This is a genomic window from Mycobacterium sp. 3-98 (genome assembly GCF_035918355.1).
GTDB lineage: Bacteria > Actinomycetota > Actinomycetes > Mycobacteriales > Mycobacteriaceae > Mycobacterium > Mycobacterium intracellulare.
Map to the genome: position 1 here is coordinate 1,727,682 of NZ_CP142360.1, position 25,336 is coordinate 1,753,017.

Here is a 25,336-nt window from a genome sequence, read left to right on the forward strand (position 1 = left end):
AATGCGGACGGTCCCCAGCGGGTCGCCCACGCCGAAAAGACGTGGGCTGCAGTGCCTTACCCGCGGTCGTCGGCGGGACGGACGCGCTGGTGCGCCGTCAGGAGCAAATGGTCGAATTCCGACTGGGTATTGAGCGGCAAGCCCGCGCCGCGGAAGTCCTCGGCGATCTGCTCGGCGAGCGTGCGCAGCTTGACATTCGCCTCCTGCGAGAGCCATCGGAGCAACTCGAAGGCCGCGCTGTCGCTGAGGCCGTAGATCAGCATCAGCATGCCCTTGGCGCGTTCGATGCCCGCCCGATTCTCGCTGATCTGAGCGAGTTTCGCGCTGACCGCGTCCTCGTGCACCTGCCCGTTCGATGCGGAGACGTCGATGTAGAACCCGTGCGTCCCGATCACGTCGCCGTCGTCGTTGTAGAGCCGATCGCCGACCACGACGACGTGGCGTACGTTTCCGCCGGTGTCGATGATCCGGTGCCGGGTGCTGAACGCCTGGCGGGTGTTCACGATCTGATCGATGGTGGCCGCGACCTGCCCGCGGTCATCGGGGTGTTTGTGCGAGAGCACCAAATCGGTGGTGGGCACGACGGTGCCCGGCTCGTAGCCGTGCATCCGCTGCACCTGTTCCGACCATTCCCACCGCTGATCGGTGAAGTGGAACCGAAACCAGCCCGCGGGTTGCGCGTTGCCGCCGGACAACGCCTGCTCGACGCTGGCCGTTTCGCCGTTGAGTTCCCATGTCGATTCCACCGTGGCTCCTCTCTGACTGCCGTGGCGGGCGGCGGCCGCGAGGCCGGCACGCGAGCGCGTGCGCCTGCGGCCGCCGCCCGGTCCGCCGCTCGGTCAGGCGTTGATGACCTCGCGCTGGGTGGCGCCCTCTGCGACGGCGCGGTGCCCGTCGCCGCGGCCGACGGCGATCTTGCGGGGCTTGGCCTTCTCGGCCACCGGGATGTGCAGACTCAGGACACCTTCGGAATAGGAGGCCTGGATCTTGTCGGTGTCGAGGTTTTCGCCGAGCACCAGCTGGCGGCTGAACACGCCGCGCGGGCGCTCGGTGGCCAGCATCTCGCGGTTGGGGTCGAGGGCCGGGCGTTCGGCGCGCACGGTCACGACATTGCGCTCGATGTCGATGTCCAGCGAGTCGGCATCGATGCCGGGCAGGTCGAACTCGACGACGAACTCCTCGCCCTGGCGCCAGGCGTCCATCGGCATCACTGCAGGCCGGGCGGCCGTGCCGAGGACCTGGTGGGCAAAGCGGTCGAGCTCACGGAAGGGATCTGAACGCATCAGCATGGTTGTCACCTCTCACTCCGATCTACGCGGTGGTCCGACAAATTTCCTGTGTCTGACGACATAGATTCGGTATAGCATTGTCGACATATTCATGCAAGTGTGCTAAACAGATTTTTTGAGTGAATCAGCTGAGGGGATGTGCGATGGTCGAACATCGCGGCGAGGCCGGGGCTCCGGCGTCCGGCCACGGCGTGTACGGAATCTCGGTGGCCGCCGAACTGTCCGGGATTCCGGTGCAATCGTTGCGGCTCTACGAACGCTACGGGCTGCTCACGCCCGCGAGAAGTCAAGGGGGAACGCGCCGTTACAGCGCCGACGACCTCGCGCGGCTCCGCCGCATCAGCGGTCTGGTCGAGGCCGGCGTCAACCTGGCCGGCATCGCTCGCATCCTCGAACTCGAAGACGACAACGAGACGTTGGCGGCCGCCAACACCGACCTGCGGTCCACCAACCGCACGTTGCGAGAAGCGGCGAAGGGGGCCAAGCCCGCCGAGTCCCGGGACCGGGAGGGCACGCGGCGGTGAGCTGATCGCCGATTGCGCCGGGCGGCGCCGGGTACTCGACCCCCTATGCCTTCAAGGAGAAGCGATGGGTGAGTTGACGGAAACCGGCGCCCAGGTGGTGGACGGTGCACGCAAGGAGGCGGACGCCTACCGCGGCGACAATCCCCGCCCGCTGGGGGGCTACCTGGCGGTGTTGGTGGTCTACGGCCTCGTCGTGACGGCGGCGGTGGTCGCCGCCGTGGTCAGCGGGCGCACGTTGCCGTCGCGCTGGCGGATTCAGGACCTGATCATCCTCACGCTGGGCACCCACAAGCTCTCGCGAACGTTGACCAAAGACGCGGTGACCAGTCCGCTGCGCGCCCCGTTCACGCATTACGCGGGCACCGGCGGCCCGGCCGAGGTCCAGGAAGAGGTCCGCGAGCACAGCGAGCTTCGGCACAGCCTGGGCGAGTTGTTGACCTGTCCGTTCTGCCTGGACATGTGGGTCGCCACCGGATTCGCCATCGGTCTGGTGTTCGTACCCCGGTTCACCCGGCTGATCGCGGGCGTCTTCAGCGCGTTGGCCGGGGCGGATTTCCTTCAGCTCGCCTACGCGATGGCCCAGCAGTCCGCCGAAGGCTGACGATCAGCTGGTCTTGGGCATCGGGATGCCCTCGCTGGCCGTGAATTGCGCGTCGTCCTCGGAGGACAACCCGATGGAGACGACGGAGCGGTTGAACAGCACGTCGGTCAGGTAGGCCAGCGAGACCGCCCATCGGTTGACGCCGCGCGGAATCGCGTACAGGTGGTAGGACCTCGTGACGAGTTTGGCCGGCAGCCCGGACAAGTGGATGTTCAGCGGGTTGGCCACCGCGTAGCGGGGCCCGAGATCGACCACCAGACCCAGGTTGCGGTGCTTGTATTGCTTGGGGCTGCCGTAACCGAGGCTGGCGGCGACGTTGCGGGCCAGCACCTTGCCCTGCCGGGTGGCGTGCTGGGCGGTCGGCGGCGTGATCTGGCCGGGCTGGGTGAGGTCGGGAACCGCGGCCGCATCGCCGGCGGCGAACACCTCCGGGTGACCGGGCACCTGCAGATCGGGCTGCACCGTGATTCGGCCTTTCTCGGTCGGCAGCCCCAGGTCTTGGATCAGCGGGGCGCCGGTCACCCCCGTCACCCAGGCGATCGTGTGCGTGTCGATGCGCGAATCGTCGCTCAGCACAACGTGATCGGCGTGCGCTTGCTTGAGCGTGACGCCGAGCCGGACGTCGATGCCGCGCTTGCGCAACACTTTCATCGCGGCCTCGCCGAGCTTCTTGCCCACCTCGGGCATCACCTGCTCCGCCAGGTCCAGGAGCAGGAATCGCACTTCGGCGGGGTTGAAGCCCATCTGTTTGGCCGCCGCGTCGGCCAGCGCCCGCAGCTGCGCCACCAACTCGGTGCCCGAGTAGGACGCGCCGACCACTACCACGGTGCGCCGGGCGGCGGCCACCTGCGGATCGTCCTCGATGTTGGCCAGCTCCAGCTGCTCGACGAAGTGGTCGCGCAGGTAGAGCGCCTCGGCGGTGGTCTTCAACCCGCGCGCATGCCTCGCGAGGCCCGGGACGTCGAACAACCGCGTCACCGACCCCGGGGTGAGCACCAGCCGGTCCCAGGACATGGAATGGCTGCGTTCCTCGGGATCGCAATACGTCAGCGTCTGTTGCGCGAAGTCCACCCCGTCGACGCGGCCGCGCACCGCGTGCACGCCCCGCAACGAATTAGCCAGTGGGACAGCGACAAACCGGGCGTCGACCACCCCGCCCGCCACGTCGGGCAGCAACGGTGTGTACAGCATGTAGTCGACCGGAGAAATGATCGTGATGTCCACGGGCGCGTGCCGCCGGCGCAGAATCCGGGCCAGACGGCGGGCGCAGGTGAATCCGGTGAAGCCGCTTCCCACGATCACAATGGAGGTCACCGACCCGAGTGTAGGCGGACTTCGGTGGTGAAGAGTGTCCCGCGCCGCCCCCGCGACCGACGACGTCTTGAAAACGACTGTTCGACAAGGGAATCCAAGGGGACAGGCCGGGCAAAACGGCCCAGGGCGTCCTCCCGCTCGGATGCCGCCGCCTACGCTGTTGTCCTGGCGTTTCGTTATCGTGCCTTGCGCTTCGTTGTATGGCTCATAGACTTCTGGTGAGCGTTGGTATGCGCGGCTTTGCGATGCCATCGCGACGCCTATCAGGAAGGGCTCTGCGGGCCACGAACGGTTCCGGGGGTGATGTGATGCGAGACGGCAGCGCCACGATTGCCAATCATTTGGTGGAGCTGGTGGCCAATCTGGAGCGTGAACATAGCGGCACCGCGGCCGGCCTGCACGAACTGCTCGACGACGGGGTCCAGCACGTCACCGGCGCCCAGTACGCGGGGATCACCCTGGCCGAGAAGGGCGCGTCGGTCAGCAGTGTGGTCGCCACGCATCGCTACCCGATGGTGCTGGACGCCATCCAGGACACCTCCGGCGAGGGGCCTTGCCTGGCCGCGGCCTGGGAGCACCACATCATGCAGATCACGGACCTGAGCGCCGAACGGCGCTGGTTGCGCTACCGCCGCATGGCGCTCGAGCAGACCCCGATCCGCTCCATCCTGTCGTTCGAGTTGTTCATCGACGGCGGCAGCATGGCGGCGCTGAATTTCTATGCCGACCACCCGCACGCGTTCAGCGAGGAGTCGGTGGAGATCGGCACGGTGTTCGCCACGCACATTGCCCTCGCGTGGTCGATGATGCGCCGCAACGATCAGTTCCGCAGCGCCCTGGCCTCGCGCGACATCATCGGGCAGGCGAAGGGGGTCATCATGGAGCGCTTCGGTATCGACGCCGTTCAGGCGTTCCAGTTGCTCACCCGGGTCTCGCAACAATCCAACATCAAGCTGATCGAGATCGCGCGGGCGCTGATCGAGAGCGAGCATCCGCTCAAGCACCGCGCGCACTGACCACGACGGGCGCCGGCGCCGTCGTTTCGTCGGGTGGCAGACGGGTATGCGCCCTTTCCATGAAGGCTGTCACGTGGCACGGCAAGCGCGATGTCAGGGTGGAGTCGGTGCCCGACCCGAAGATCGAGCAGCCCACCGATGCCATCGTCGAGGTGACATCGACCAACATCTGCGGGTCGGACCTGCACCTCTACGAGATCCTCGGGGCCTTCATGAAGCCGGGGGACATCCTCGGCCACGAACCGATGGGCATCGTGCGGGAGGTCGGCACCCAGACGGGCGACCTTCGGGTGGGGGACCGGGTCGTCATCCCCTTCCAAATCTCTTGCGGCAGTTGCTACATGTGCGGCCAGCAGCTCTACACCCAGTGCGAGACCACCCAGGTGCGCGACCAGGGCATGGGGGCGGCGCTGTTCGGCTATTCGGAGCTCTACGGCGAAGTCCCCGGCGGGCAAGCGGAGCTGCTGCGCGTCCCCCAGGCCCAGTTCACCCACATCAAAGTCCCTGTGGGACCGCCCGATTCGCGGTTCGTCTATCTGTCCGACGTGCTTCCCACCGCGTGGCAGGCGGTGGCTTACGCCGACATCCCGGAGGGCGGCACGGTCACCGTGCTCGGACTGGGCCCCATCGGGGACATGGCGGCCCGCATCGCCGATCACCTGGGTTACCGCGTCATCGCCGTCGACCTGGTCCCGGAGCGGCTGGGCCGCGCGGCGCAACGCGGCATTCACACCATCGATGTGGGCCGGCTCGACTCCTCGCTCGGTGACGCGATCCGTGACCTGACCGACGGGCGTGGATCCGACTCCGTGATCGAAGCGGTGGGCATGGAGGCGCACGGCTCGCCGACCGCCAAATTGGCGCAGCAGGCCACCGGGCTGTTGCCGGACGCGCTGGCCAAGCGGCTCATGCAAACCGCCGGCGTGGACCGGCTGTCCGCCCTGTACTCGGCCATCGACATCGTGCGGCGCGGCGGCACGATCTCGCTGATCGGCGTGTACGGCGGCATGGCGGACCCGCTGCCGATGCTCACCCTGTTCGACAAGCAGGTCACCCTGCGGATGGGGCAGGCCAACGTCAAGCGCTGGGTCGACGACATCATGCCGCTGCTGACCGACGACGACCCGCTCGGCGTCGACACGTTTGCCACCCACGTGCTTCCGCTCGATGAGGCGCCGCACGCGTACGAGATCTTCCAGAAGAAGCAGGACGGAGCGGTGAAGGTCATCCTCAATCCGTGATCGGCTATGCCACAAGGCTTTCCGTGTAGTGACGCCGCCCCGGCGAGCGGCCCGGGAGTTTGACCGGCGCTTTCGCCGGGTATTGGATGCGCCATGACTCCAGCAGAGGCCGCAGACGCCGGCGCCCCCACACCCACCGGCGAGGTGTGGCCCGGCAGGGCCTACCCCCTGGGCGCGACCTACGACGGCGCGGGCACCAATTTCGCGCTGTTCAGCGAGGTGGCCGAGCGGGTGGAGCTGTGCCTGTTCGACGCCGAGGGCACCGAGAGCCGCATCACCCTGCCCGAGGTCGACGGCTTCATCTGGCACGCCTACATCCCCAACATCGAACCCGGCCAGCGCTACGGCTACCGCGTGCACGGTCCGTACGACCCGCAGGCGGGGCACCGATGCAACCCGAACAAGCTGCTGGTGGATCCGTACTCCAAGGCCATCGACGGCTCGTTCGAGTGGAATCAATCGCTCTTCAGCTACAACTTCGGCGACCCCGACAGCCGCAACGACGACGACTCGGCGGCCAGCATGCCCAAGTCGGTCGTGATCAGCCCCTACTTCGACTGGGGAAACGACCGCCCACCGGACCGCCACTACGCCGACACCGTCATCTACGAGGCACACGTCAAGGGCCTGACCCAGACCCACCCGGACATCCCCGAACAGCTGCGCGGCACCTACGCCGCGGTGGCCCACCCGGTGATCATCGACCACCTCAAGGATCTCGGCATCACGGCCATCGAATTGATGCCGGTGCACCACTTCGCCAACGACTCCACGCTGGTCGACAAGGGCCTGTCCAACTACTGGGGCTACAACACGATCGGTTTCTTCGCGCCCGACTTCAAGTACTCCAGCGCGACCACACCGGGCGGCCAGGTGCAGGAGTTCAAGGCCATGGTGCGCTCGCTGCATGAAGCCGGCATCGAGGTCATCCTCGACGTGGTCTACAACCACACGGCCGAGGGAAACCACCTGGGGCCGACATTGTCGATGCGCGGCATCGACAACGCCGCCTACTACCGGCTGGTTGACGACGACAAGCAGTACTACATGGACTACACCGGCACGGGTAACAGCCTCAACGTCGGGCATCCGCACGCGCTGCAGCTCATCATGGATTCCCTGCGCTACTGGGTGACCGAGATGCACGTCGACGGCTTCCGCTTCGACCTGGCCTCGACGTTGGCCCGCGAGTTCTACGACGTCGACCGGCTGTCGACGTTTTTCGAACTCGTGCAACAGGATCCGACCGTCAGCCAGGTCAAGCTGATCGCCGAACCGTGGGACGTCGGGCCGGGCGGCTATCAGGTGGGCAACTTCCCGCCGCAGTGGACGGAATGGAACGGCAAGTACCGCGACACCGTCCGCGACTTCTGGCGCGGCGAGCCCGCCACCCTCGACGAATTCGCCTACCGGCTGTCCGGTTCCGCAGACCTCTACGAGCACACCGCGCGGCGACCGGTGGCGTCGATCAACTTCGTCATCGCCCACGACGGGTTCACGCTGCGGGACCTGGTGTCCTACAACGAGAAGCACAACGAGGCCAACGGCGAGGACAACAACGACGGCGAAAGCCACAACCGGTCCTGGAACTGCGGCGCCGAAGGCCCCACCGACGACGAGGCCGTCAAGGCGCTACGCGCCCGGCAGCAGCGCAACTTCCTGACCACCCTGCTGTTGTCGCAGGGCGTTCCGATGATCTGCCACGGCGACGAACTCGGCCGCACCCAGAACGGCAACAACAACGGCTACTGCCAGGACAACGAGCTCACCTGGATCGACTGGGCCAACGCCGACGCGGGCCTGCTGGAGTTCACCCGCACGGTGTCGGCGCTGCGTGCCGAGCATCCGGTGTTCCGGCGGCGCCGGTTCTTTTCCGGAAAGCCGGTGGGCCGCCGCGGCCAGGGCGGGCTGCCCGACATCGCCTGGTTCACTCCCGACGGCACGGAGATGAGCGACGAGGACTGGGGCGCGGGCTTCGCCAAGTCCGTCGCGGTGTTCCTCAACGGCCACGGCATCCCCGGCCGCGACGAGCGGGGCCAACGGGTGCTGGACGATTCGTTCCTGCTGTGCTTCAACGCCCACCACGAACCGATCGAATTCACCCTTCCGCCAAAGGAATTCGGTGCCGCCTGGCAGGTCGTGGTGTACACCGGGCCCGACGAGACCACCCCCGCCGACGAGGTGCCCGGCGGAGGCACCCTCAACGTGGAAGCCCACACCGCCGTGGTGCTGCAGGGACTCCCGTCGAGCTAGTCCCCGACGACCGCCCCGTTCCCCCGATCGGGTGAATCGCTCTCGCCGACAAGCCACATCGGCTAATTTTTTCGGCGGCGGCATTGATGCTGCGCGCCGAGCGCCGGGAACGAGAGGGACAGCCGATGGACAGGCCCGGTCCTGACGCGCGACTGGAATCGGCGATGAACACCTCCGGGCGGGCCGCCGCGCTGTTGGTGCTCGTGGTCGCAGCGCTGACGTGGGTGGGCTGGACGGCCGGCATCGAGCGCTTGACGCGGATCTATCCGACCTGGCCGCAGATGATGCCGTGGACCGCGCTGTGGCTGGCCGCGCTGGGCGCGGCGATCCTGCTGCAATGGGGGAGTCCCTCGCGCGAGCGCCGATGGGCCGGACGGTGTTTGGCCGCGGCCGCGGCCGCCTTCGCCGTCCTCGTGCTCGCGGAGTACGCGAGCCTCGGCTCGTTCACCGTGGACAGGATCTGGTTCGGTGAGGCCGTCGGCATGCGCGAGTGGTCGTGGCCGGGGCGCCCGAGCGTTCAGACCGCGTTGTCGGCCCTGCCGTTGGCGACCGCCGTCGCGCTGATCCGGGTGGATCGGTGCACCCGCGCGGTCTGGCCGCTGTGCCTGGCGGCGAGCGCTGCCATCCCGTTCGTCACGGCCGGGGCCTACCTGTTCGACGCGCTGGCGCTGGTGGGGGTCTCGCCGTCAAAGGGCCAGGCGTTCCTGACGGCAGCGGCCCTGTTGCTGCTCGTCGCGGCCACGTCGCTGGCGCGCGTTGACCGGTTTCCGCTCGCGTGGCTGCTCGCGCGGCCCGACCGGTCCTCGCTGGTCCGGTTGCTCGCGATCCTGGCCGGCTTTCCGCTCGTCGTGGCCGTGGTGAGGCCGATCTTTTTGGAGCTCGGCCCGGACGCCAACGCGCAGTGGACCTTCTCGATCCTGCTGGGAACCGCGGTCGTCGGCGCAGTGACCTTCTACTTCAGCCAGCGCGAGCAGCACCTGCTGATCGCCAAGGAGCTGGCCAGCAAGCAACGCGCCGAGGCCGAGACGCGATATCGCATCCTCGCGGACAACGCCGTCGACATCATCGTGCACTTTCGCGGCGGCGGGGTCGCGTGGATCTCCCCGTCCGTGGAACCCGCGCTGGGCGGCCCGCTGTCGAGGTGGACCGGCACGGATTTCGCCCGCCGCATCCACCCCGAGGACCGCGACAAACTCCAAACCGCCCTGCGCCGCATCGCGGGGGGCGAACAGGTGCTCCAACGCTTCCGGGTGTGTTCCCTCGACGGCGAATACCACTGGGTCGACGGTCATGGGAAGCCTTACACCGATGCCCAGGGCAACACCGATGGGCTCATCGCGGCGTTGCGGGTGGTCGACGATCAGGTCGAGGCCGAACAACAATTGGAACGGTTGGCACGGTTCGACACCCTCACCGGCCTGGTGAACCGGGCCGAGGCCCTGGCCCGCCTGGACGCCGCGCTGCGGCAACCGCGGCCTCCCGAAACGCATGTGGGCGTGCTGTTCTGCGACGTTGACCACTTCAAGGCGATCAACGACCGGTGGGGACACGGGACGGGCGACGTCGTGCTGGCGACCGTCGCGGCGCGGATCCGGGCGAGCGTCCGCCGCGAGGACACCGTGGGGCGCACGGGCGGGGACGAAATGCTGATCCTGTTGCCCGGCGTCCGCAGCGCCGACGAGCTCGCCCAGATCGCCGAGAAGATTCGCCGGCGCGTCGCCGAACCCATCCACGTTTCCGGCAACACGATAGGCGCGACCTTGAGCATCGGTGCCACGCTCGCCCTTCCCGCCGAGTCCGTCGACGCGGTCACCGCGCGCGCGGATGAGGCCATGTACCGGGCCAAGTCGGGCGACCGGAACGCCGTCGTGGCGACTTAAGTAGCGAGTGATCGCCAACGGACGAGTCGCATCCGGTAGGTTTCTGGCGACAGCGTCTCGCGTTACAAGAGAGGGCGAATATGTCAAGGACAGTGGTGGTCGGCGCCTCGAGTGGGCTGGGGCGTTGCATCGGGGTCGGTCTCGCGCAGCGCGGCGATCAGGTCGCGTTGCTTGCCCGGCGTCTGCAGCGCATCGAGGCCGCGGCCAAGGAGGCCGGCCCGAACGCGACCGCCATCGAATGCGACGTCACCGACGAGGCGTCCTGCCGGGCGGCGATCGGTCGGGCCGTCGAAGCCCTCGGCGGGATCGACAACCTCGTCTACACACCCGCCGTCGGGCCGCTCGTGCGCATGGTGGACACCGACGCCGACACGTGGCGGCGCATCTTCGACACCAATGTGATCGGCGCATCGTTGGTGACGGCCGCGGCGATGCCGCACTTGACCGCGTCGGCCGGCAAGGCGGTGTACCTGTCCTCCGATGCGGGCACCTTCGGACCGCCGTGGCCGGGCCTGGGCGCGTACGGCGTCAGCAAGGCCGCCCTGGAACGGCTCGTGGAGGCGTGGCGGGCCGAACACTCCGACGTCGGCTTCACCAACCTGATCGTCGGGGAGTGCGCGGGCGGCGAGGGCGACGCGGCAACCGGAATGAACGCCGACTGGGATATGGACCTCGCCATGAAGGCGGTTCCGCTGTGGTCGTCGCGCGGCTGCATGCCCGGCAAATTGATGCCGGTTGACGACCTGATCGACGTCGTGCACACCATCCTGCGCACCAACGCCTCGACGTCGATGCCGCTCGTGGTCGCGCGCGGCGCGCCGGCCAGCCCGGCCGCGTTCGCCGAGGCCAACCAGTCCTAGCGCCGGCCGAGCTTCTCGCGCGCGAGGTCGGTGAGGAAGCGCGCCGCCGACGTCGGCCGGAACGCCAGCGCCGCCTCGGTGAGCGCGTCACGGGATTCGGTCGGCAGCTCGATGTCGGCGGCCGCGACGTTGAACTCGAGCTGCTCGACGCTGGACGCGCCGGGGATGGCCACCACGCCCGGGTAGCTGATCAACCAGGCCAGCGCCACCTGTGCCGGCTTGGCGCCGAGTTGCGTTGCGACGTCGCGCAACAACTGCAGCAGCGGCTCGACGCGGCGCAGGTTCTCGGTGCCGAACAACGAGTTCATCGCGCGAACGCCGCCGGGGCGGTTGTCGACGCCGTACTTGCCGCCCAGCAGTCCCTGCTCCAGTGGGCTGTAGGCGATCACGATGCGGTTCTCCCGTTCGGCGAAAGGCACCAGGTTCTTGAGCGCCTTCGGATAGGCGAGCGAGAAATGCACCTGGTTGCTGATCACCGGCCCGCCCAGCGCGGTATCGGCCTTCTGCCATCGCTGCAGCGAATAGTTCGAGACGCCCGCCGCGCCGATCGTCCCGCGGTCCAGCAGGTCCCGCATCCCCGGCATGATCACCGAGTCCGGCACCACCGGGTTGGGCTGGTGGATCTGGTACAGCGGGATGCGGTCCAGTCCCAGCCGCCGGGCGCTGGCTCGCGCGCGTTGCCTGACGACGGCGGGGAAGGGAGCGACCGGCATGATCTTGCTGGCCACCGCCACCTCGGCGCGTTCGTCGCCGAGCGCCTCGCCCAGGATCCGCTCGCTCTTGCCCAACCCGTAGACCTCGGCGGTGTCGAACAGCGTCACCCCCAGGGCTCGGGCGCGCCGCACGATGTCGCCCGCGGCGCCGGCGGCGTAGCTGTCGCCATAACCCCATTCGCGCGAGCCGAACTGCCAGGTGCCCAAGCCGATCCGGCTGACCCGTCCGACCCCGTCGACGTCGACGTATTTCATCCGGTCAGCCTAGTGGCGATCGCAAGCGCGGCGGAGCCGGGCGCGGCGGGTCGCCACGCGTGAACAGTTGACCTTGCCTGCCGCTCAGCCCGGGATCTTGCCGAGGATGTAGTTGGCGATGGTGACCGCGGCCAGCCGCGGGCGCTCGCTGTCCGTGGTGCCGCTGGCCGACACGTTCAGGTCGAGGACGACGTTGGCCTTGGCCGCGACCGCTCGCGCCGAGCGCACCTGTATTCCCTTGGGCGTCAAGTCCAATGTGGTGATGCCGTTGCCGGCGTCGGCGGGAGCGCTCACCGCCATCTTGATCGGCTGCCCACCCGAAGCCGTCACGGTGACGGTCGAGCCGCCGCACTGGCGCCATCCGGACAGCAGCGTGTCCAGTTGGGACTGCGCCCCGGCCGGATCGCGGAAAGCCGCCACGCCCTGGATGACTTGGATCGACTTGAACATGCTGCGCGTGTCGGTGAATTCGCCGGCGTGATACCCGGTGAAGGAGCCCGGGGTGTAGGCGTCCGGGCTGCCCGCGGCGATGCTTCCCCAGCATTCCGGGCGGTCGATGCTGCCGTCCTGCGCCGAGCGGCCGGGGCTGTTCCACGTCGGACCGACCTCGAGGTTCGCGTCGGAGGTGATGTTCCGCAGCGCGTCCAATCCGGGCAGCAGCGTGGTGATCGTGTCCGGTGGGACGGTCGGGGGCGGCGGTCCGGCCGACGTGGTCGCGTCGTGGGCCGTCCGGTGCGACGACGTGGACCCGCCCAGCGTCGCCCATCCGGCCAGCGCGACGACCGCCAACAGGATGAACACGTACGACAGCGTCACCCCGACCAGGGCGCGGTCGCGGCCGAGTTCGCCGGTGCGCCGGATCCGCGCCAACCCGAGGTGCCCCAGAACCGCTCCGGCGGGAGCGAACACGAACGCGAACACCAGTGACAGCGTCGCGAGGGTGTTGACGGCCGGGCGGTACGGCGGGGGTGCGGGCGGCGGCGGGATCCCGGGCGGTTCCGCCGGCGGTTCGATCGGCTCCATCGGCTCGATCGGGGGGACCCGGCCGAGTGGGTCGTAACTCAGCGGGTTCTGCCAATACGGGTCCTGGGGGTTGGTCACGCCGTGCCTCCTTCGCGGCCGAACCTGCCCGAAATGTAGCCCACGACCAGGGACACATACCCCACCCGGGCGCGCCCACACCCGTTTGATGGCCGATTTCGCCGGGTAGCCGCTTCGGTGAGCGCGCAGCAGCCCTGCGCGTCGAACCAAGGGAGATGGGAGGGACACCATGGCACGCGCCATCACGTCGCCCACCGACGTGGTCGACTTTCTCGTCAGTCAGCACGAGCAGATCAAGGCGATGTTCGCCGACACCCTGGCGGCGTCCGGAGAAGCACGGGAGAAGGCCTTCGTCGAGCTTCGGCGGCTGCTCGCCGTGCACGAGACCGCGGAGGAGGAAATCGTTCACCCGCGGGCCAAGCGCAAGATCGCCAATGGCACCACCGTGGTCGACAAGCGGCTGCACGAAGAGCACGAGGCCAAGACCGTGCTGCAGCGGCTGGAAAAGCTCGACGTCGACAGCGAGGAATTCACCCGCGAGTTGACCAAGCTGCGCGACGCGGTGATCGACCACGCCGAGCACGAGGAGCACGACGAATTCGCCAAGCTGGGCGAGGAATTGAGCGCCGACGAGCTGGAACGGATGGGCCGCGCCGCGCAGCTCGCCGAAGCCATCGCGCCCACCCGGCCCCACGCCGGTGTGGAATCACAGGTGGCCAACCTGGCCGCGGGCCCGTTCGCCGCGATGCTCGACCGTGCCCGCGACGCCATCGTGGGCAAGGGCTGACGAGCCACCCGAGGCTGGGTACCCCCGCTCGGTGGGGGAGCGGGGGTACCCACGCCGCCACATTCTCATGACAGCCACCGCGAAGGCCCCCGGCGCCGACCGCTATCTCCCCGAGGAGCGGGACATCGACGCGCTGCGCAGCGCGGCCGAAACATGCCACGGCTGTGCGCTTTTCGAAGATGCCACCCAAACCGTGTTCGGCAACGGGCATCCCGGGGCGCCGATCATGTTGGTGGGCGAGCAGCCCGGTGACCAGGAGGACCGCGCCGGTGAGCCGTTCGTCGGGCCGGCGGGCCGACTGCTCGCCCGGGCGCTCGAAGACGCCGGCATCGACCCGGTGCTCACCTATCAGACCAACGCCGTCAAGCATTTCAAGTTCACCCGCAAGGGTGGCAAACGGCGCATCCACCAAAAGCCCGGCCGCACCGAGGTCGTCGCCTGCCGGCCCTGGCTGATCGCCGAGATCGAGGCCGTGCAGCCCGAGGTCATCGTGTGCCTGGGGGCAACGGCCGCACAATCGTTGCTGGGCACCACCTTTCGGGTTTCCGAGCAGCGGGGCCGGGAGCTGAAGCTCCCGGAGTCCGTCGACATCGCAAGGACGCCCGAGCCCATCGTGGTGGCGACCGTGCACCCGTCGTCGGTGTTGCGCGACCGCAGCGACCGCCGCGACGAGGTCTACCAGTCGTTCGTCGACGACCTGCGCATCGCCCGCTCCGGGCTGGCGTAGCCGCTCGGCCGACCCGGCCGGGTCAGCTCTTCTTGTGCGGCATGAACTCCTGCATCTTGGTTTTCAGGCCAACCTTGACGAAGCCCACACGGTCCTCGTCACCGGACAACACCGCGGTGGTGGCCGACTTGAACTGCTCCCAGGTGGCGTGCGGCGGGATGGGCGGCATGTCGGGATCGGTGAAGACGTCCAGCACGGTGGGGCGGTCGGCCGACAAGGCATTGCGCCACGCGTCGGACAATTCGTCCGGATCCTTGATCGCCATGGCGTTCAGGCCCAGGCTGGCCGCGAACGCGGCGAAGTCGACGTCGGGAAGGTTTTGGGACTCCGCGAATTTCGGGGCGCCGGCCATCGCACGCATCTCCCAGGTCACCTGGTTGAGGTCGTTGTTGTGCAGGATCGCGATGATCAGGCGGGGGTCTTTCCACTCGCTCCAGTAGCGCTTAATCGTGATCAGCTCGGCCATGCCGTTCATCTGCATGGCGCCGTCGCCCGCGAACACGATGACCGGCCGGTCCGGGTGGCCGAATTTCGCGCCGATGCCGTAGGGAACCCCGGGGCCCATCGTCGCCAGCGTCCCCGACAGCGAGCCGCGCATGTTGCCGCGGAAGCGCAGGTTGCGCGCGTACCAGTTGGCCGACGAGCCGGAATCGGCTGTGACGATGGCGTTCTCGGGCAGCTGCGGGGACAGCTCGGAGAACAGCCGCATGGGGTTGATCGGGTCGGCGCTGACCATGGCTTCCTTGTCCATCGTCTCCCACCAGCGCGCCACGTTCTTCTCGACGCCTTCGCGCCACGACCGGTCCTCCTTGCGGCGCAGGTGCGGAATCAGGGCGCGCAGTGCGGATTTCGCGTCGGCGACCAGGTTGACCTCGTACGGGTAGCGCATCCCGATCATTCGCCCGTCGATGTCGATCTGCACCGCCCGGCACTGGTCGAACTGCGGCAAGAACTGCGTGTAGGGGAAACTGGATCCGACGGTGAGCAGCGTGTCGCAGCCCATCATCAGCTCGTAGCTCGGCCGCGTTCCCAGCAGCCCGATCGATCCTGTGACCCAAGGCAATTCGTCCGAAAGGACGTCCTTGCCCAACAGCGCCTTGGCCGCGCCGGCGCCGAGCAGGTCGGCGACCTCGGCCAGCTCTTCGTGGGCCCCGCGCGCCCCGGTGCCCACCAGCATGGCGACCTTCTTGCCGGCGTTGAGGACGTCGGCGGCGCGCGCGATGGCGGCGTCGTCGGGGGCGATGTCTGGGTACTCGATGCCCAGGCTGGAGGGCACCATCTTGAACGCGTGCTCGGGCGGCGAGTACGGCAGCTCCTGGACGTCGCTGGGGATGATCAACGCCGTCGGCGCCCGCTGGGTCATCGCGATGCGGATCGCGCGGTCCAGCACGTTGGGCAATTGCTCGGGGACGGTGACCATTTGGACGTAGTCGCTGGCGACGTCCTTGAACAGGTTCAGCAGGTCGACCTCCTGCTGGTAGTTGCCGCCCATGGCGCTGCGGTTGGTTTGACCGACGATCGCCACCACCGGGACATGGTCGAGTTTGGCGTCGTAGAGGCCGTTGAGCAGGTGGACCGCGCCGGGGCCCGATGTCGCCGCGCAGACGCCCACTCGGCCGGTGAACTTCGCGTAGCCGACCGCCTCGAAGGCGCTCATCTCCTCGTGTCGCGACTGAATGAACTGGGGCTTGTTATCCGCCCGGCCCCATGCGGCGAGCAGGCCGTTGATGCCGTCGCCCGGGTAGCCGAACACGTGCTCGACGCCCCACGCCCGCAACCGTTCCAGCAGGTAGTCGGAGACCTCTTGTTTGGACATGTTGTTCCCTCCTGGGCAGACGGTTCTTCAGTGCTGGCGGGTGGGCGTGTGTGGCTGTTGGTTGAACCACCTGCAGGCAGGCGTGACTACGGCAGGCGGCCGCGCATGGGCGGCTTTGGCACTTCCCACAGGTGCCGGGTTACCCGCAAAGAGGGTTGTTATTCCCCTTCACGGTCCGCCCGGTGGACTCACAGCGAGTTAACAGCTGGCGGTGGGGAATCGTTCATGCCGTCTTGCGCAGGCCGGACGATCCGTTGGCGCTGTCGGCCTTGGCCAGGCGCCGGATCAGCATTCGAGTGGCCTTGTCCAGAATCTCCTGCGCCAGGTCGGGCGATTTGGCGCGCTCGGCGCGGCGCGCCGCCGCGGCGATGGTCAGACCCTGCTCATAGCCGGTGACGACGCGGGGATCCACGTAGGAACCGCGCGCCACCGCGGGCGTGTTGCCCAGCTCCTCGGCGACCTCTTTCATCACGGCGGCCTCGACGCGCTTGGCCACCCGGCCCGATACCGCCGGGTCGGCGTCGGCGAAGGCCGCGGCCGCCAGCACCGTGCCGTGCCACGTTCGCAGGTCCTTGACGGTGTAGTCGTCGCCGGCCAGCTCCTTGAATCGGGCGTTGAGGTCATCGGCGCGCACATCGATCCACCCGGAAGAGTTGCGGCACACCAGCAATCGCTCGGTGCGGTCGGGCCTGCGCATCAGCGCACGCACCGCGCGGACCACGTCGGGGTCCTCGATTTCCACGGTGCGACGAACCCCGCTCTTGGCCGGAAAGTCGAATTCGACGGCGTCGCGCCGGACCACCACGTGCTCACATAGCAGGGTGGACAACCCGTAGGACTCGTGTTCCTCGGCGTATTGCTCGCCGCCGGCGCGGAAGTAACCGCGGTCGAGCAGCCGCAGCGCGAGCGCCAGCACCCGCTTGCGGGTCAGGCCTTGGCGCGCAAGGTCTTTGGCGATCTCGGCGCGGCACGCGGGAAGCCGCGTCGACAGTTCCAGCACCCGGTCGAACTTCTCCTCGGCGCGTTCGGCCTGCCACGCGGAGTGGTAGAGGTACTGCCGGCGGCCGGCGGCGTCGACGCCGACGGCCTGGATGTGGCCGTTCGGATGCGGCGAGATCCACACCTTCTTCCACGCCGGCGGGATGACCAGATCCTTGATGCGCTGCAGGGTTTCCGGATCGGAAACCGGCTTGCCGCCCGGCTCGTAGTACGAGAAGCCCTTTCCGCGACGCTTGCGCGCGATTCCCGGCTTGCTCAGCACGCTGCGACGCAGTCGCATCATCGGCCCTCCACTCCCGTTCGCCGCCCGCACCGATATTCGCCAGAAGTACCCGCCCGCAAAGCCGTTCACACGGGTCCTCGGGGGTCAACGCGGAAACGACCCGCCACAACGTCGTGGCGGGTCGTCTCGTGGGCTGGATCAGCCGGCCATGAACTCGTGGTAGGCCGACTCCAGGTACGGCGGCAGGGCGGTGACGTTGCACTGCCGTTCGGTCTCGCCGATCGGCGCCAGGATGCCGCGCAGGTCGTAGTACTCCTGCGGGTGCCCGGTGAAGTAGCTGCGCAGGCTCGATGCGGCCTCGGGGCGCGGCTGGCCATAGGCGGCCGTCACCACCTGGTTGGCCCCGGGGTGCGCAGCCAGATACTGCTCGGCGGATCCTTGCACCGAGGAGACGGTGGAGTTCACACCGGCGGGGCTGCAGTCGGGTGCCGCGGCAGCCGACGGCGCGCCGACGATGCCCATGGCCATCCCCCCGAGCAGGCAGCCGGCGCTGACTCCGGCCACTCGGCGGCGCGCGACAATACTGCTGATTTTCATGATGTTTGTTGTCCTTCGAAACGAAATGGATTTCTTTCGACTGAGGCTCCCGATCCTCGAAATCCAAAGTAGCGGAGGCAAACAGTGGCGATGTTCGCTGACGACGAACGACGGGGCGCGCTTGGGCCGCTGAGGGCGCTCGCGGCCGTCTTTGCTAAGCGAACCGTGAAGCGGTCCGCAAATTTCTAAGAGAACGCACCCGTTCTTAACCAATCGTGATGTCGATCGTGACGCAATCGTTATTCGGGGTGCGGCCCACCGTGGACGGTTGATCATGCCGTGCGACGGGTATCCCGGACCGTCCCCGCGATACGAGGGCGAAAGGTGGGCATCGGGGTGGGCATTGCGGCGCGTGCGCAGCGGGTGGTGGCGCTGACGGCATGGGCTTTTGCGGTGTGGATCCTGCTGACCTGGACCCCGACAGTGGAAAACCTGCTGGTCGGCCTGGTGGTGGCGGTGGGGTGCGGGTTCGCTTTCGCTCCGCTGGGCCCGGTCGCCGGGCCGTGGTCGGCGTTGGCGCCTCGCCGTCTCGCCGCATTGGTGGCGCTCGCGGCCGCCTGTGCGGCGCGCATCGTGGCCGCCAACCTGTCGCTGTCGCGCCGCATCTTGTCGCCGTCGCGGCCGCTGCGCTCGGGCATGATCATCGCGCCGACCCAGGCGCGCTCCGACGGGGAACTCGCCGCGACGGGCCTGCTGACGTCCCTGGTCGTGGACAACCAGTTCGTCGACCTCGATCGCGGCCGGCACCTGTTGCAGTATCACGCGATGGCCGTGCCGCGCGGCCCGGCGCGGGAATCGGTGAACGGGCCGCTGGAGAGCCGAGTGATCGCGGTGAGCCGGTCTCGGGGCGGGACAAGCGGATGAGCGGCGTGCTTTCGGGGGTCTGCATCGCGCAGCTGCTGGTGGCGTGCGTCCTGCTGATTCGGCTGGCGCGGGGGCCGTCGGTGTCGGATCGCGTGGTCGCGCTGAACACCATCTCCACGCAGTGCGCGCTGGTGGTGTTGTTCTACGCCGCCGTGGCCGAACGCGCGATTTATCTGGACGTGGCGCTGTGGCTGGCCTCGTTCAGTTACCTCGGCGCGCTGGTGTGGGCGCGGTACCTGGAGCGGGGTCTGCTGTGAGCTCCGTCGTCACCGACGCACTAGTGATCGTCTTATGCGTTGTGGGAGTGTTCTTTTCGCTGAGCGGGGCGATCGGCATCCTGCGCATGCCCGACGTCTACACGCGAATCCAGTGTTCCTCCAAGACAATCACCGCCGGCGCGTTACCGCTGTTGGCCGGTCTGGCGGTGGCCAAAGGGCCTTTCACCGAGTACGGCTCGAGGGCGCTGCTGGTCGCCGTGTTGCTCCTGCTGGTCAATCCGATCGCCGCGCACGCGTTGGCGCGGGCGGCGTACAAGACCGGGGTGCCGATGTGGCACGGCGCGGTCATCGACCAGCCCGAGGGGCCCGGAGCGGGCCGGTGACATCGCTGTGGGCGGTCGACTATCTGTGCCTGGCGCTGGTCGTCGGCTGCGCGGTGCTGGTGGTGTTCCTGCGCAGCATCACCGGTTCGGTGATGGCCCTGTCGGCGATGGGCACCGTGCTGGGCGCGCTGTTCGTGGTCATGGCCGCGCCGGACGTCGCGCTCGCCACGGTCGCGGTCGGCGCGATCGCCCAGCCGGTCCTGTACCTGATCGCCATCGGGAAGATTCGCACCGACGTTTTCGACCGGGGTGAGCTGGGCGAGGCCCTCGACGATGGTGGTGCCCGCGATGACTGATCGACGATCCCCGCGCGAGGCCGGGTGGCATCGCGCGTGGCTGGGCGGGCTGCTGGTCGGCGGTTTCGCCGCCGTGGTGGCCGTCGGCTTCACGGCCTTGCCCGACGGTTCAAACGCGTTGCCGGACATCGCAAGACACGCGATGGCGATCGCGCTGCCGCGGTGGGGGACCACCGAGGTGGTCAGCGAAGTGGTCTACGGCAGCCGAGCCTTCGACACCTTCGGCGAGACGTTTTTGTTGCTGGCCGCCGTCGTCGCGGTGCTGCTGCTCTCGCGGGGCCGCGAACCGCGATCGGAGTTCGTCGGCGAAGCCAGCGCCGGGCGCGCCGAGCAGGAGAAGGCCGACCCCGACGAAGGCCCCGACCGGCGGGAGTCACAGGCGCGTGCGGCGGAAGACCAAGAGCGCCGGGACGAGCCGGAGCCCGCCCCCGAGCACGCCGACGACGACGCGCTGGGCGCGCCCGCCCCGGAGCGAGCGGTCGCGATGACGGTGGTGGTGCGAGTGGGCGCGCGCGTCGCGGCGGTCATCCTGGCGGTCGCCGGGGTCTACCTGGCCGCGTGGGGCTACACGCCCGGCGGCGGTTTTCCCGCCGGGGTGGTGCTGGCGGGCTGCGTCGTCCTGCTCTATACGGCGCTCGGGCACCGCGCGGTGCGCGCCGCGGTGCGCCCGGCGACGCTGGAGGTCGCCGAAATGGCCGGTGCCGCAGCCATTGTCGCGGTTGGCCTGGTGGGCATGTGGCTGACCGGTTCATTCCTGGACAATTGGCTTCCGCTGGCGCCCCAACAGACGATCCGCGCCGGTGGCACGCTGCAGGTGATCTCGGCCGCCGAGTTGGTGGAGGTGGCCACCGGCATCACGATCGCGGTGTTCGCGTTGCTGGGCATGGGACATGACTGGACACCCGACGAGGACGAATCATGATCGTCGCCAACTACGTCGCCGCCGGGGTGTTGTTCTGCCTCGGTTTGTTCGCGGTGACGTCGCGCCGCAACCTGATCAAAATCGTCCTCGGCCTGTCACTGATGGAGTCCTCGACCTATCTGCTGCTGGTGTCGATGGCCTATCGCAACGACTCGACCGCGCCGGTGCTCGCCGGGCTGCCGGGCGGGCGCACTCAAAAAGACCTGGTTGCCGGGAATGTGGCCGATCCGGTGCTGCAGAACTTCTGCATCACCGCGGTGGTCATCGGGGTGGCCATCACCGCGGTGTTCTTGACGGTGGTGGTCCGGGTTGCCCAGCACTACCGCAGCGTCGACGCGGCGGACCTGACCGAGCTGCGGGGCTGAGCCGGTGCCGACGCCCGCGCAGCTGCTCCCGTTGCCAGTGGTGCTCCCGCTGATCGGCGCGGTGCTGGCCCCGCTGGCCGCCCGGCGGGCGCGGCGGGCGCCGCTGTGGGTGGCGGTGACCGCGTTGAGCGCATCGCTGGCGGTGCTGCTGGGCGTCGCCGCGCGCGTGTTCGCCGGTACCGGTCATCTGTTGACGCACTTCCTGTCCAACGAACACCCGGTGCGGGGTGCGTCGCTCGGAATCGCCTTGGTGGCAGACCCTTTCGGGCTCACCTTCGCCACGCTGGCCGCCGGGGTGGGCATCGTGTTGGTGGTCAGCGCGCTTTCCGAACTCGGAGACCTCGGCCGCCGAGAGCTGGGTGGCCTGGCCTGCCTGGTGCAGCTGCTGTTGGCTGCGCTGATCGGGGCCGCGCTCACCGCCGACACGGTCAATCTGTTCGTCTGGTTCGAGGTGGCCGCGCTGGCCAGCTACGGCCTGACCGGTTTCTTTCTGGAACGCCCCATCGCGGTGGAGGCCGCCTTCAAAAACCTGGTCCTCACCAGCATCGCCGGCTTCTCGGTTTTCATCGGCAGCGCGATGCTCTACTCGGCGACCGGGGCGCTGAACTTCGGGCAACTGCACGGCGCCGTCGCCACCGGTGCCACCAGGGCGACGCTGCTCGCGGTCGCGTTTCTGGTGGCGGGCTTCGCGACCAAGGCCGGCCTGGTGCCGTTCCACGCCTGGCTGCCCGACACTCACACCCCCGTCCCGGGCGCCGTGTCGGCGCTGTTCTCGGCGCTGATGGTCGACCTCGGGGTGGTGGCGCTGGCCCGCCTCAGGCTGCAGGTATTCGTGAACCTGCCGTCGCTGCCGGCGCTGCTGACCGGACTCGGCCTGGCCTCGGCGCTGGTCGGCGCGGCGATGGCGTTGCTGCAAGACGACCTCAAGCGATTGCTGGCCTGGGACACCGTCGCCCAAACCGGAGTCCTGACAACGGGATTCGCGAGCAGGACCGCGGACGGCGTCGCGGGTGCGGTCTATCACCTGGTCAACCACGGACTGTTCAAGGCGCTGCTATTCCTGTGCGCCGGCGCGGTGGTGCACGCCACCGGGCTGACCAAGCTCTCCGAGATGGGCGGGCTGGTGCGTCGGCGTCCGCTGCTGACCGCGGCGTTCACGGTCGGGGTGTTGTCGATCGCCGGCCTGCCGCCGCTGAACGGATATGCCTCACTTGGCTTGATACACAAGGGTTTGTCCGACCGGCCCGCCGTGCTGGGCTGTGCGCTGCTGGCGCAGGTCCTGACCGTCGCCGCCCTGGGGCGCGCCGCATACCTGGGCTTCTACCGCCGCCGGAACCGGGCATACGCCCATTTGGAGCCGATCCGGCCGGGCATGAAGGCCAGCCTGATCATGTTGAGCGCGTGCTGCCTGGGCTTCGGCGTGTTGGCCGGCCCGTTCGTCGCGCACGTCGCCGGCCCCGCCACCGCCGGGCTGCTCGACCCGGCCGGATATGCGGCGGGCGCCCTGGGGTCGGCGGTCACGCTGCCGGACCCCGGCGTGGGATTCGGCTATGTCGAACCGAAGACGTTGGGAACCATCGCCATCGAGCTGATCCTCGGGGTGGCGCTGCTGGTGCTGGCGCTGCGGCGCGACGGCGTTGCGCGATCGCTGGGGTGGCTGCGGCGCGTCCACACCGGGAGCATCAACGACTACGCCGCGTTCGTCACCGGCGGGATGATCGTCGTCAGTTGTGCGCTGCTGCTGTGAGCTCAGCCCCCGCCGGGTTTTTCGCCGTCGGGCGCGTGGTGCCCGTCGGTGCTCGGCGCCAATGTCCGCAGCCACGTGTCGACGTCGGGACCGACGACCACCGCGTGCCCGGACGCCAACAGCGCCCCGTTGGCGAGCGCGGCCACCGCGGGCCGCACGGTCCGCACCTGCCGGCCATCGCCTTGCTGGGCAAGCAGTTTCGATGTCAGTTCGGGCAGGCGGATGGGGTGTGGGCCGGTGATGGTCCGCGGGGTGTGCGACTGTCCCAGCGCCGCCTCGACGAGGACGTCGGCGACGGTGTCGGCGGCGATCGGCTGAATCAGCCAGTCCTCGACGATCACCTCGTCACCGTCGCAGCTCACCGCATCGCAGTGGGTGGCGCATTCATACCACTGGGTGGATTTCACGATCGTGGTCGGCACCGGGCCGTCGAGCACGATGTTCTTCGCCGCCCGTTTGCCTTCGTAGTAGGGGATGCCGTCGAATTCCGGGTCGTCGATGCCCGCGATCGTCGGCACCACCAGGCGGTGCACCTCCTGGATGGCACAGGCGCCCACGATGTTGTGCGAGGCGGTGGCCAGAGATTGGCCGATGTCGGACGGCTCGGGCGGCACCGGATCGGACACGTCGATCGCGACGTCGACCCCCTGGAGCGCCTCGCACAGGTCCAACCCGCTGAACACATCGACGCCCTGCTCGCGTGAGATCTCGACCACCGCGACGTCGCGCGACCTCAGCCGGGCGACAACGCGGGACCCGGCCGTGCCGGTGGCCCCTATCACGGCGATGGTGGTCACCGCCTTCACCCCCCTTCGCGCCGCCGGCTAGTACTACTACCCGGTAAAACCCCGTTCAAACCGACCGATCGACGCTCCGATACGTGGGTCGTGGATGCGACGGCGGGGCGTTTGGCGAGGCGTGCGGCGGGAACGCCCTAGGTGCCATCGAGCGCAAGCTCACTCACCACCGAGAGGGAGGTCGACCCATGGGGGACCAGAAGAGCGGGCCGCAGGAAGCGGTGCAGGGCGCCGTCGAGGGCGTGAAGGGCAAGGCCAAGGAGGTCGGCGGGGCCGTGCTCGGCCGTGACGACCTTGCCGACGAGGGCCGGGCCCAGCAAGACAAAGCCGACGCCCAACGCGACGCGGGCAAGAAGGAAGCCGAAGCCGAGTCGGCGCGGGCCGGCGCGGACGCGGCCGAAGAGCGCCAGAAGAAAAACCAGTAAGCCGCTTGCTCGAGGGTTCCGGTCCCGGCCCGGTTTCAAACCGCCGCGCCCGGTTATCCCTGCCGTGTCCCGCTGGAGCGGGCGGGCGGTGGATGAGCGAGGTGGAACATGAACCTTCAAGCTCGGGTGTCCAGGGTTGTCGCGTTTCTGCGTGCGGGCTGCCCGCCGCTCGCCCCGGCCACGGGGTACGCACCGCTGCTGGCGTTGTTGCCGCGGCGGGTGCCCGACGACGAGGTCATGGCCATCGCCCGCGAACTTGTTGCGCCTCAGCATCACCCGGTCGACAGCGCCGACGTCGGAGTGGAGATCATCAGGGTCACCGGCGAGGCGCCGTCGACGTACGACATCGAGCGTGTCCTGGGTGCCATGAAATCGGCCGGCGATCGCCCGTGCTGACGCCGCGGGCTCAGACTCGCTGGAGGTCCACCACCAGCGGTCGGTGATCGGAAATCGGCATGGGGCTGGCGTCGACCGCTCCGCCGCGCAGCCGGGGATCGTCGGTCAAGATGTGATCGAGCTGGCGGTTGGGGTTATCGGCGGGAAACGTTTCGGCGGTGGCCAACGCCCGCATACCCGACCAGCGGCCAACGGTTTTTGGCGTCATGTTCAGGTCGCCGGTCAGTAGCCGTGGACCGGGGAAGCCGCGCAGGTCATGAATCACCCGCAGCAGCTGGCGCCGGTTCCAGCCCGGAACGAAGGACAAATGCGTGTTGGCCACCGTCAGCCCGCCCATCGGGGTGCGCAGCTGCGCGATGACCGCCGCCCGCGGCTCCTCGTCGACGATCATCACCCGGTTGGGGCCGGGCAGGTACATCGGAAACCGCATCGGGATGCGGGGCAGTCGCAACACCTGCCAACTGGCCACGGGGTAGCGGGACAGCAGGGCGATTCCGTACGCGGCTGTCCCGGGTTGTTCCCGGCCGGTGGCGGCCATCCAGGTCGCGCCCGGGGTACCGGAAATCGCCGCCACGAACCGGTGCTCGACAGCGCCCATGGCCTCGGCCGCCGCGGCGGTCAGGTCGGCCCGCTCGGAGCGTGGCTGATCGCAGTCGACCTCCTGCAGGCTGAGCACGTCCGGATCGAGACGGCGCACGCAATCGCGCAGGCGCGCAACGTCGACACCGTCCCCGACCGTGCGGCCGTGCAGGATGTTGAAGGTCGCCACGCGCATAGGTTTTCACCT

At 68.6% G+C, this 25,336-nt stretch carries 28 protein-coding genes; 18 read left to right on the forward strand and 10 right to left on the reverse strand.

Features of this window, described 5'->3' with window-relative positions; genetic code table 11:
* Positions 1-56: 56 nt before the first annotated feature.
* A complete protein-coding gene (locus tag QGN30_RS08425; RefSeq protein ID WP_014380876.1) occupies positions 57-746 on the reverse strand; it encodes a PAS and ANTAR domain-containing protein in 690 nt (229 codons plus the stop codon).
* Positions 747-839: 93 nt separating this feature from the next.
* The gene (locus QGN30_RS08430) at positions 840-1,289 is read right to left on the reverse strand and encodes an Hsp20/alpha crystallin family protein (RefSeq protein ID WP_014380875.1); all 450 of its coding nucleotides are present in this window, start codon (positions 1,287-1,289) and stop codon (positions 840-842) included.
* A 143-nt stretch (positions 1,290-1,432) separates the two neighbouring features.
* On the opposite strand from QGN30_RS08430, the gene QGN30_RS08435 reads away from it, so the two are divergent.
* Both QGN30_RS08435 and QGN30_RS08440 read left to right on the forward strand, forming a co-directional pair.
* Entirely contained in the window at positions 1,433-1,813 is a 381-nt protein-coding gene (locus QGN30_RS08435; RefSeq protein ID WP_233042145.1) for a MerR family transcriptional regulator, read from the forward strand.
* A 64-nt stretch (positions 1,814-1,877) separates the two neighbouring features.
* Entirely contained in the window at positions 1,878-2,414 is a 537-nt protein-coding gene (locus QGN30_RS08440; protein WP_202376660.1) for a DUF1360 domain-containing protein, read from the forward strand.
* 3 nt (positions 2,415-2,417) lie between these two features.
* Here QGN30_RS08440 and QGN30_RS08445 read toward each other — a convergent pair whose 3' ends face one another.
* Positions 2,418-3,728 carry an NAD(P)/FAD-dependent oxidoreductase gene (locus QGN30_RS08445; RefSeq protein ID WP_043955295.1) on the reverse strand — a complete coding sequence of 437 codons (1,311 nt, stop codon included), beginning with the start codon at positions 3,726-3,728 and terminating at the stop codon, positions 2,418-2,420.
* Between the two features lie 308 nt (positions 3,729-4,036).
* On the opposite strand from QGN30_RS08445, the gene QGN30_RS08450 reads away from it, so the two are divergent.
* The 5 genes from QGN30_RS08450 (at position 4,037) to QGN30_RS08470 (ending at position 10,978) form a co-directional block, all read left to right on the forward strand.
* Entirely contained in the window at positions 4,037-4,744 is a 708-nt protein-coding gene (locus QGN30_RS08450) for a GAF and ANTAR domain-containing protein (RefSeq protein ID WP_248923208.1), read from the forward strand.
* A gap of 59 nt (positions 4,745-4,803) precedes the next feature.
* On the forward strand, positions 4,804-5,985 hold the full coding sequence (locus tag QGN30_RS08455; protein ID WP_009954047.1) for a zinc-dependent alcohol dehydrogenase: 1,182 nt from the start codon (positions 4,804-4,806) through the stop codon (positions 5,983-5,985).
* Positions 5,986-6,078: 93 nt separating this feature from the next.
* Positions 6,079-8,238, forward strand: a complete 2,160-nt coding sequence (glgX, locus tag QGN30_RS08460) for a glycogen debranching protein GlgX (RefSeq protein WP_009954046.1) — start codon at positions 6,079-6,081, stop codon at positions 8,236-8,238.
* 86 nt (positions 8,239-8,324) lie between these two features.
* Positions 8,325-10,118 carry a sensor domain-containing diguanylate cyclase gene (locus QGN30_RS08465; protein WP_014380872.1) on the forward strand — a complete coding sequence of 598 codons (1,794 nt, stop codon included), beginning with the start codon at positions 8,325-8,327 and terminating at the stop codon, positions 10,116-10,118.
* A gap of 92 nt (positions 10,119-10,210) precedes the next feature.
* Entirely contained in the window at positions 10,211-10,978 is a 768-nt protein-coding gene (locus QGN30_RS08470) for an SDR family oxidoreductase (protein WP_248923691.1), read from the forward strand.
* Here QGN30_RS08470 and QGN30_RS08475 read toward each other — a convergent pair.
* Positions 10,975-11,946, reverse strand: coding sequence for an aldo/keto reductase (locus tag QGN30_RS08475; protein ID WP_014383123.1), 972 nt, complete (start codon positions 11,944-11,946; stop codon positions 10,975-10,977). The two genes, QGN30_RS08470 and QGN30_RS08475, sit on opposite strands and share 4 nt — an antisense overlap.
* An 84-nt stretch (positions 11,947-12,030) precedes the next feature.
* On the reverse strand, positions 12,031-13,047 hold the full coding sequence (locus QGN30_RS08480) for a sensor domain-containing protein (protein WP_014383122.1): 1,017 nt from the start codon (positions 13,045-13,047) through the stop codon (positions 12,031-12,033).
* A gap of 169 nt (positions 13,048-13,216) precedes the next feature.
* Here QGN30_RS08480 and QGN30_RS08485 point away from each other — a divergent pair, with 169 nt between their 5' ends.
* Together QGN30_RS08485 and QGN30_RS08490 are read left to right on the forward strand one after the other, a co-directional pair.
* A complete protein-coding gene (locus QGN30_RS08485) occupies positions 13,217-13,774 on the forward strand; it encodes a hemerythrin domain-containing protein (RefSeq protein WP_014380870.1) in 558 nt (185 codons plus the stop codon).
* Positions 13,775-13,841: 67 nt separating this feature from the next.
* Entirely contained in the window at positions 13,842-14,501 is a 660-nt protein-coding gene (locus tag QGN30_RS08490; protein WP_009956825.1) for a UdgX family uracil-DNA binding protein, read from the forward strand.
* Between the two features lie 22 nt (positions 14,502-14,523).
* On the opposite strand, the gene QGN30_RS08495 is transcribed toward QGN30_RS08490, so the two are convergent.
* From QGN30_RS08495 to QGN30_RS08505, 3 genes are all read right to left on the reverse strand, one after another.
* The gene (locus QGN30_RS08495; protein ID WP_009956826.1) at positions 14,524-16,317 is read right to left on the reverse strand and encodes a thiamine pyrophosphate-requiring protein; all 1,794 of its coding nucleotides are present in this window, start codon (positions 16,315-16,317) and stop codon (positions 14,524-14,526) included.
* 223 nt (positions 16,318-16,540) lie between these two features.
* On the reverse strand, positions 16,541-17,596 hold the full coding sequence (locus tag QGN30_RS08500; protein WP_036397574.1) for a DNA topoisomerase IB: 1,056 nt from the start codon (positions 17,594-17,596) through the stop codon (positions 16,541-16,543).
* Positions 17,597-17,737: 141 nt separating this feature from the next.
* A complete protein-coding gene (locus tag QGN30_RS08505) occupies positions 17,738-18,136 on the reverse strand; it encodes a heme-binding protein (protein ID WP_008259529.1) in 399 nt (132 codons plus the stop codon).
* Positions 18,137-18,460: 324 nt separating this feature from the next.
* On the opposite strand from QGN30_RS08505, the gene QGN30_RS08510 reads away from it, so the two are divergent.
* The 7 genes from QGN30_RS08510 to QGN30_RS08540 are packed head-to-tail and all read left to right on the forward strand — an operon-like array spanning position 18,461 to position 22,931.
* On the forward strand, positions 18,461-19,000 hold the full coding sequence (locus QGN30_RS08510) for a Na+/H+ antiporter subunit E (protein WP_014380868.1): 540 nt from the start codon (positions 18,461-18,463) through the stop codon (positions 18,998-19,000).
* Complete coding sequence (locus tag QGN30_RS08515; RefSeq protein ID WP_009956830.1) at positions 18,997-19,257, forward strand: monovalent cation/H+ antiporter complex subunit F; 261 nt, start codon at positions 18,997-18,999, stop codon at positions 19,255-19,257. The genes QGN30_RS08510 and QGN30_RS08515 overlap by 4 nt, the downstream gene beginning before the upstream one ends.
* Positions 19,254-19,601 (forward strand): monovalent cation/H(+) antiporter subunit G, encoded by a 348-nt coding sequence (mnhG, locus tag QGN30_RS08520; protein ID WP_014712192.1) that lies wholly within the window; start codon positions 19,254-19,256, stop codon positions 19,599-19,601. The genes QGN30_RS08515 and mnhG overlap by 4 nt, the downstream gene beginning before the upstream one ends.
* Positions 19,598-19,897 (forward strand): Na(+)/H(+) antiporter subunit B, encoded by a 300-nt coding sequence (locus tag QGN30_RS08525; RefSeq protein ID WP_014383119.1) that lies wholly within the window; start codon positions 19,598-19,600, stop codon positions 19,895-19,897. The genes mnhG and QGN30_RS08525 overlap by 4 nt, the downstream gene beginning before the upstream one ends.
* Positions 19,875-20,819 carry an MnhB domain-containing protein gene (locus tag QGN30_RS08530; RefSeq protein ID WP_029385357.1) on the forward strand — a complete coding sequence of 315 codons (945 nt, stop codon included), beginning with the start codon at positions 19,875-19,877 and terminating at the stop codon, positions 20,817-20,819. Before QGN30_RS08525 ends, QGN30_RS08530 begins: the two co-directional genes overlap by 23 nt.
* Positions 20,816-21,184 (forward strand): sodium:proton antiporter, encoded by a 369-nt coding sequence (locus tag QGN30_RS08535; protein WP_014380866.1) that lies wholly within the window; start codon positions 20,816-20,818, stop codon positions 21,182-21,184. Before QGN30_RS08530 ends, QGN30_RS08535 begins: the two co-directional genes overlap by 4 nt.
* Positions 21,185-21,188: 4 nt before the next feature.
* Positions 21,189-22,931, forward strand: coding sequence for a complex I subunit 5 family protein (locus QGN30_RS08540; RefSeq protein WP_326566808.1), 1,743 nt, complete (start codon positions 21,189-21,191; stop codon positions 22,929-22,931).
* A 2-nt stretch (positions 22,932-22,933) separates the two neighbouring features.
* Here QGN30_RS08540 and QGN30_RS08545 read toward each other — a convergent pair whose 3' ends face one another.
* On the reverse strand, positions 22,934-23,737 hold the full coding sequence (locus QGN30_RS08545) for an SDR family oxidoreductase (protein ID WP_038537282.1): 804 nt from the start codon (positions 23,735-23,737) through the stop codon (positions 22,934-22,936).
* A gap of 179 nt (positions 23,738-23,916) precedes the next feature.
* Between QGN30_RS08545 and mbp1 the strand changes: the two genes are divergently transcribed.
* Positions 23,917-24,153 (forward strand): microaggregate-binding protein 1, encoded by a 237-nt coding sequence (gene mbp1 / locus QGN30_RS08550; protein WP_008259513.1) that lies wholly within the window; start codon positions 23,917-23,919, stop codon positions 24,151-24,153.
* 108 nt (positions 24,154-24,261) lie between these two features.
* A complete protein-coding gene (locus QGN30_RS08555; protein ID WP_038537280.1) occupies positions 24,262-24,549 on the forward strand; it encodes a DUF3349 domain-containing protein in 288 nt (95 codons plus the stop codon).
* Positions 24,550-24,559: 10 nt separating this feature from the next.
* Here QGN30_RS08555 and QGN30_RS08560 read toward each other — a convergent pair whose 3' ends face one another.
* Entirely contained in the window at positions 24,560-25,324 is a 765-nt protein-coding gene (locus QGN30_RS08560; RefSeq protein WP_008259511.1) for an endonuclease/exonuclease/phosphatase family protein, read from the reverse strand.
* Positions 25,325-25,336 lie beyond the last annotated feature (12 nt).

Bases quoted from the DNA above. Each gene is read 5' to 3' on its own strand.
- QGN30_RS08500 (WP_036397574.1), bottom strand. From the start codon at position 17,596: ATGCGACTGCGTCGCAGCGTGCTGAGCAAGCCGGGAATCGCGCGCAAG.
- QGN30_RS08495 (WP_009956826.1), bottom strand. From the start codon at position 16,317: ATGTCCAAACAAGAGGTCTCCGACTACCTGCTGGAACGGTTGCGGGCG.
- QGN30_RS08465 (WP_014380872.1), top strand. From the start codon at position 8,325: ATGCTGCGCGCCGAGCGCCGGGAACGAGAGGGACAGCCGATGGACAGG.
- glgX (WP_009954046.1), top strand. From the start codon at position 6,079: ATGACTCCAGCAGAGGCCGCAGACGCCGGCGCCCCCACACCCACCGGC.
- QGN30_RS08455 (WP_009954047.1), top strand. From the start codon at position 4,804: ATGAAGGCTGTCACGTGGCACGGCAAGCGCGATGTCAGGGTGGAGTCG.
- mbp1 (WP_008259513.1), top strand. From the start codon at position 23,917: ATGGGGGACCAGAAGAGCGGGCCGCAGGAAGCGGTGCAGGGCGCCGTC.
- QGN30_RS08440 (WP_202376660.1), top strand. From the start codon at position 1,878: ATGGGTGAGTTGACGGAAACCGGCGCCCAGGTGGTGGACGGTGCACGC.
- QGN30_RS08435 (WP_233042145.1), top strand. From the start codon at position 1,433: ATGGTCGAACATCGCGGCGAGGCCGGGGCTCCGGCGTCCGGCCACGGC.
- QGN30_RS08560 (WP_008259511.1), bottom strand. From the start codon at position 25,324: ATGCGCGTGGCGACCTTCAACATCCTGCACGGCCGCACGGTCGGGGAC.
- QGN30_RS08530 (WP_029385357.1), top strand. From the start codon at position 19,875: ATGGTGGTGCCCGCGATGACTGATCGACGATCCCCGCGCGAGGCCGGG.
- QGN30_RS08535 (WP_014380866.1), top strand. From the start codon at position 20,816: ATGATCGTCGCCAACTACGTCGCCGCCGGGGTGTTGTTCTGCCTCGGT.
- QGN30_RS08485 (WP_014380870.1), top strand. From the start codon at position 13,217: ATGGCACGCGCCATCACGTCGCCCACCGACGTGGTCGACTTTCTCGTC.
- QGN30_RS08515 (WP_009956830.1), top strand. From the start codon at position 18,997: ATGAGCGGCGTGCTTTCGGGGGTCTGCATCGCGCAGCTGCTGGTGGCG.
- QGN30_RS08555 (WP_038537280.1), top strand. From the start codon at position 24,262: ATGAACCTTCAAGCTCGGGTGTCCAGGGTTGTCGCGTTTCTGCGTGCG.
- QGN30_RS08505 (WP_008259529.1), bottom strand. From the start codon at position 18,136: ATGAAAATCAGCAGTATTGTCGCGCGCCGCCGAGTGGCCGGAGTCAGC.
- QGN30_RS08430 (WP_014380875.1), bottom strand. From the start codon at position 1,289: ATGCTGATGCGTTCAGATCCCTTCCGTGAGCTCGACCGCTTTGCCCAC.
- QGN30_RS08475 (WP_014383123.1), bottom strand. From the start codon at position 11,946: ATGAAATACGTCGACGTCGACGGGGTCGGACGGGTCAGCCGGATCGGC.
- QGN30_RS08450 (WP_248923208.1), top strand. From the start codon at position 4,037: ATGCGAGACGGCAGCGCCACGATTGCCAATCATTTGGTGGAGCTGGTG.
- QGN30_RS08490 (WP_009956825.1), top strand. From the start codon at position 13,842: ATGACAGCCACCGCGAAGGCCCCCGGCGCCGACCGCTATCTCCCCGAG.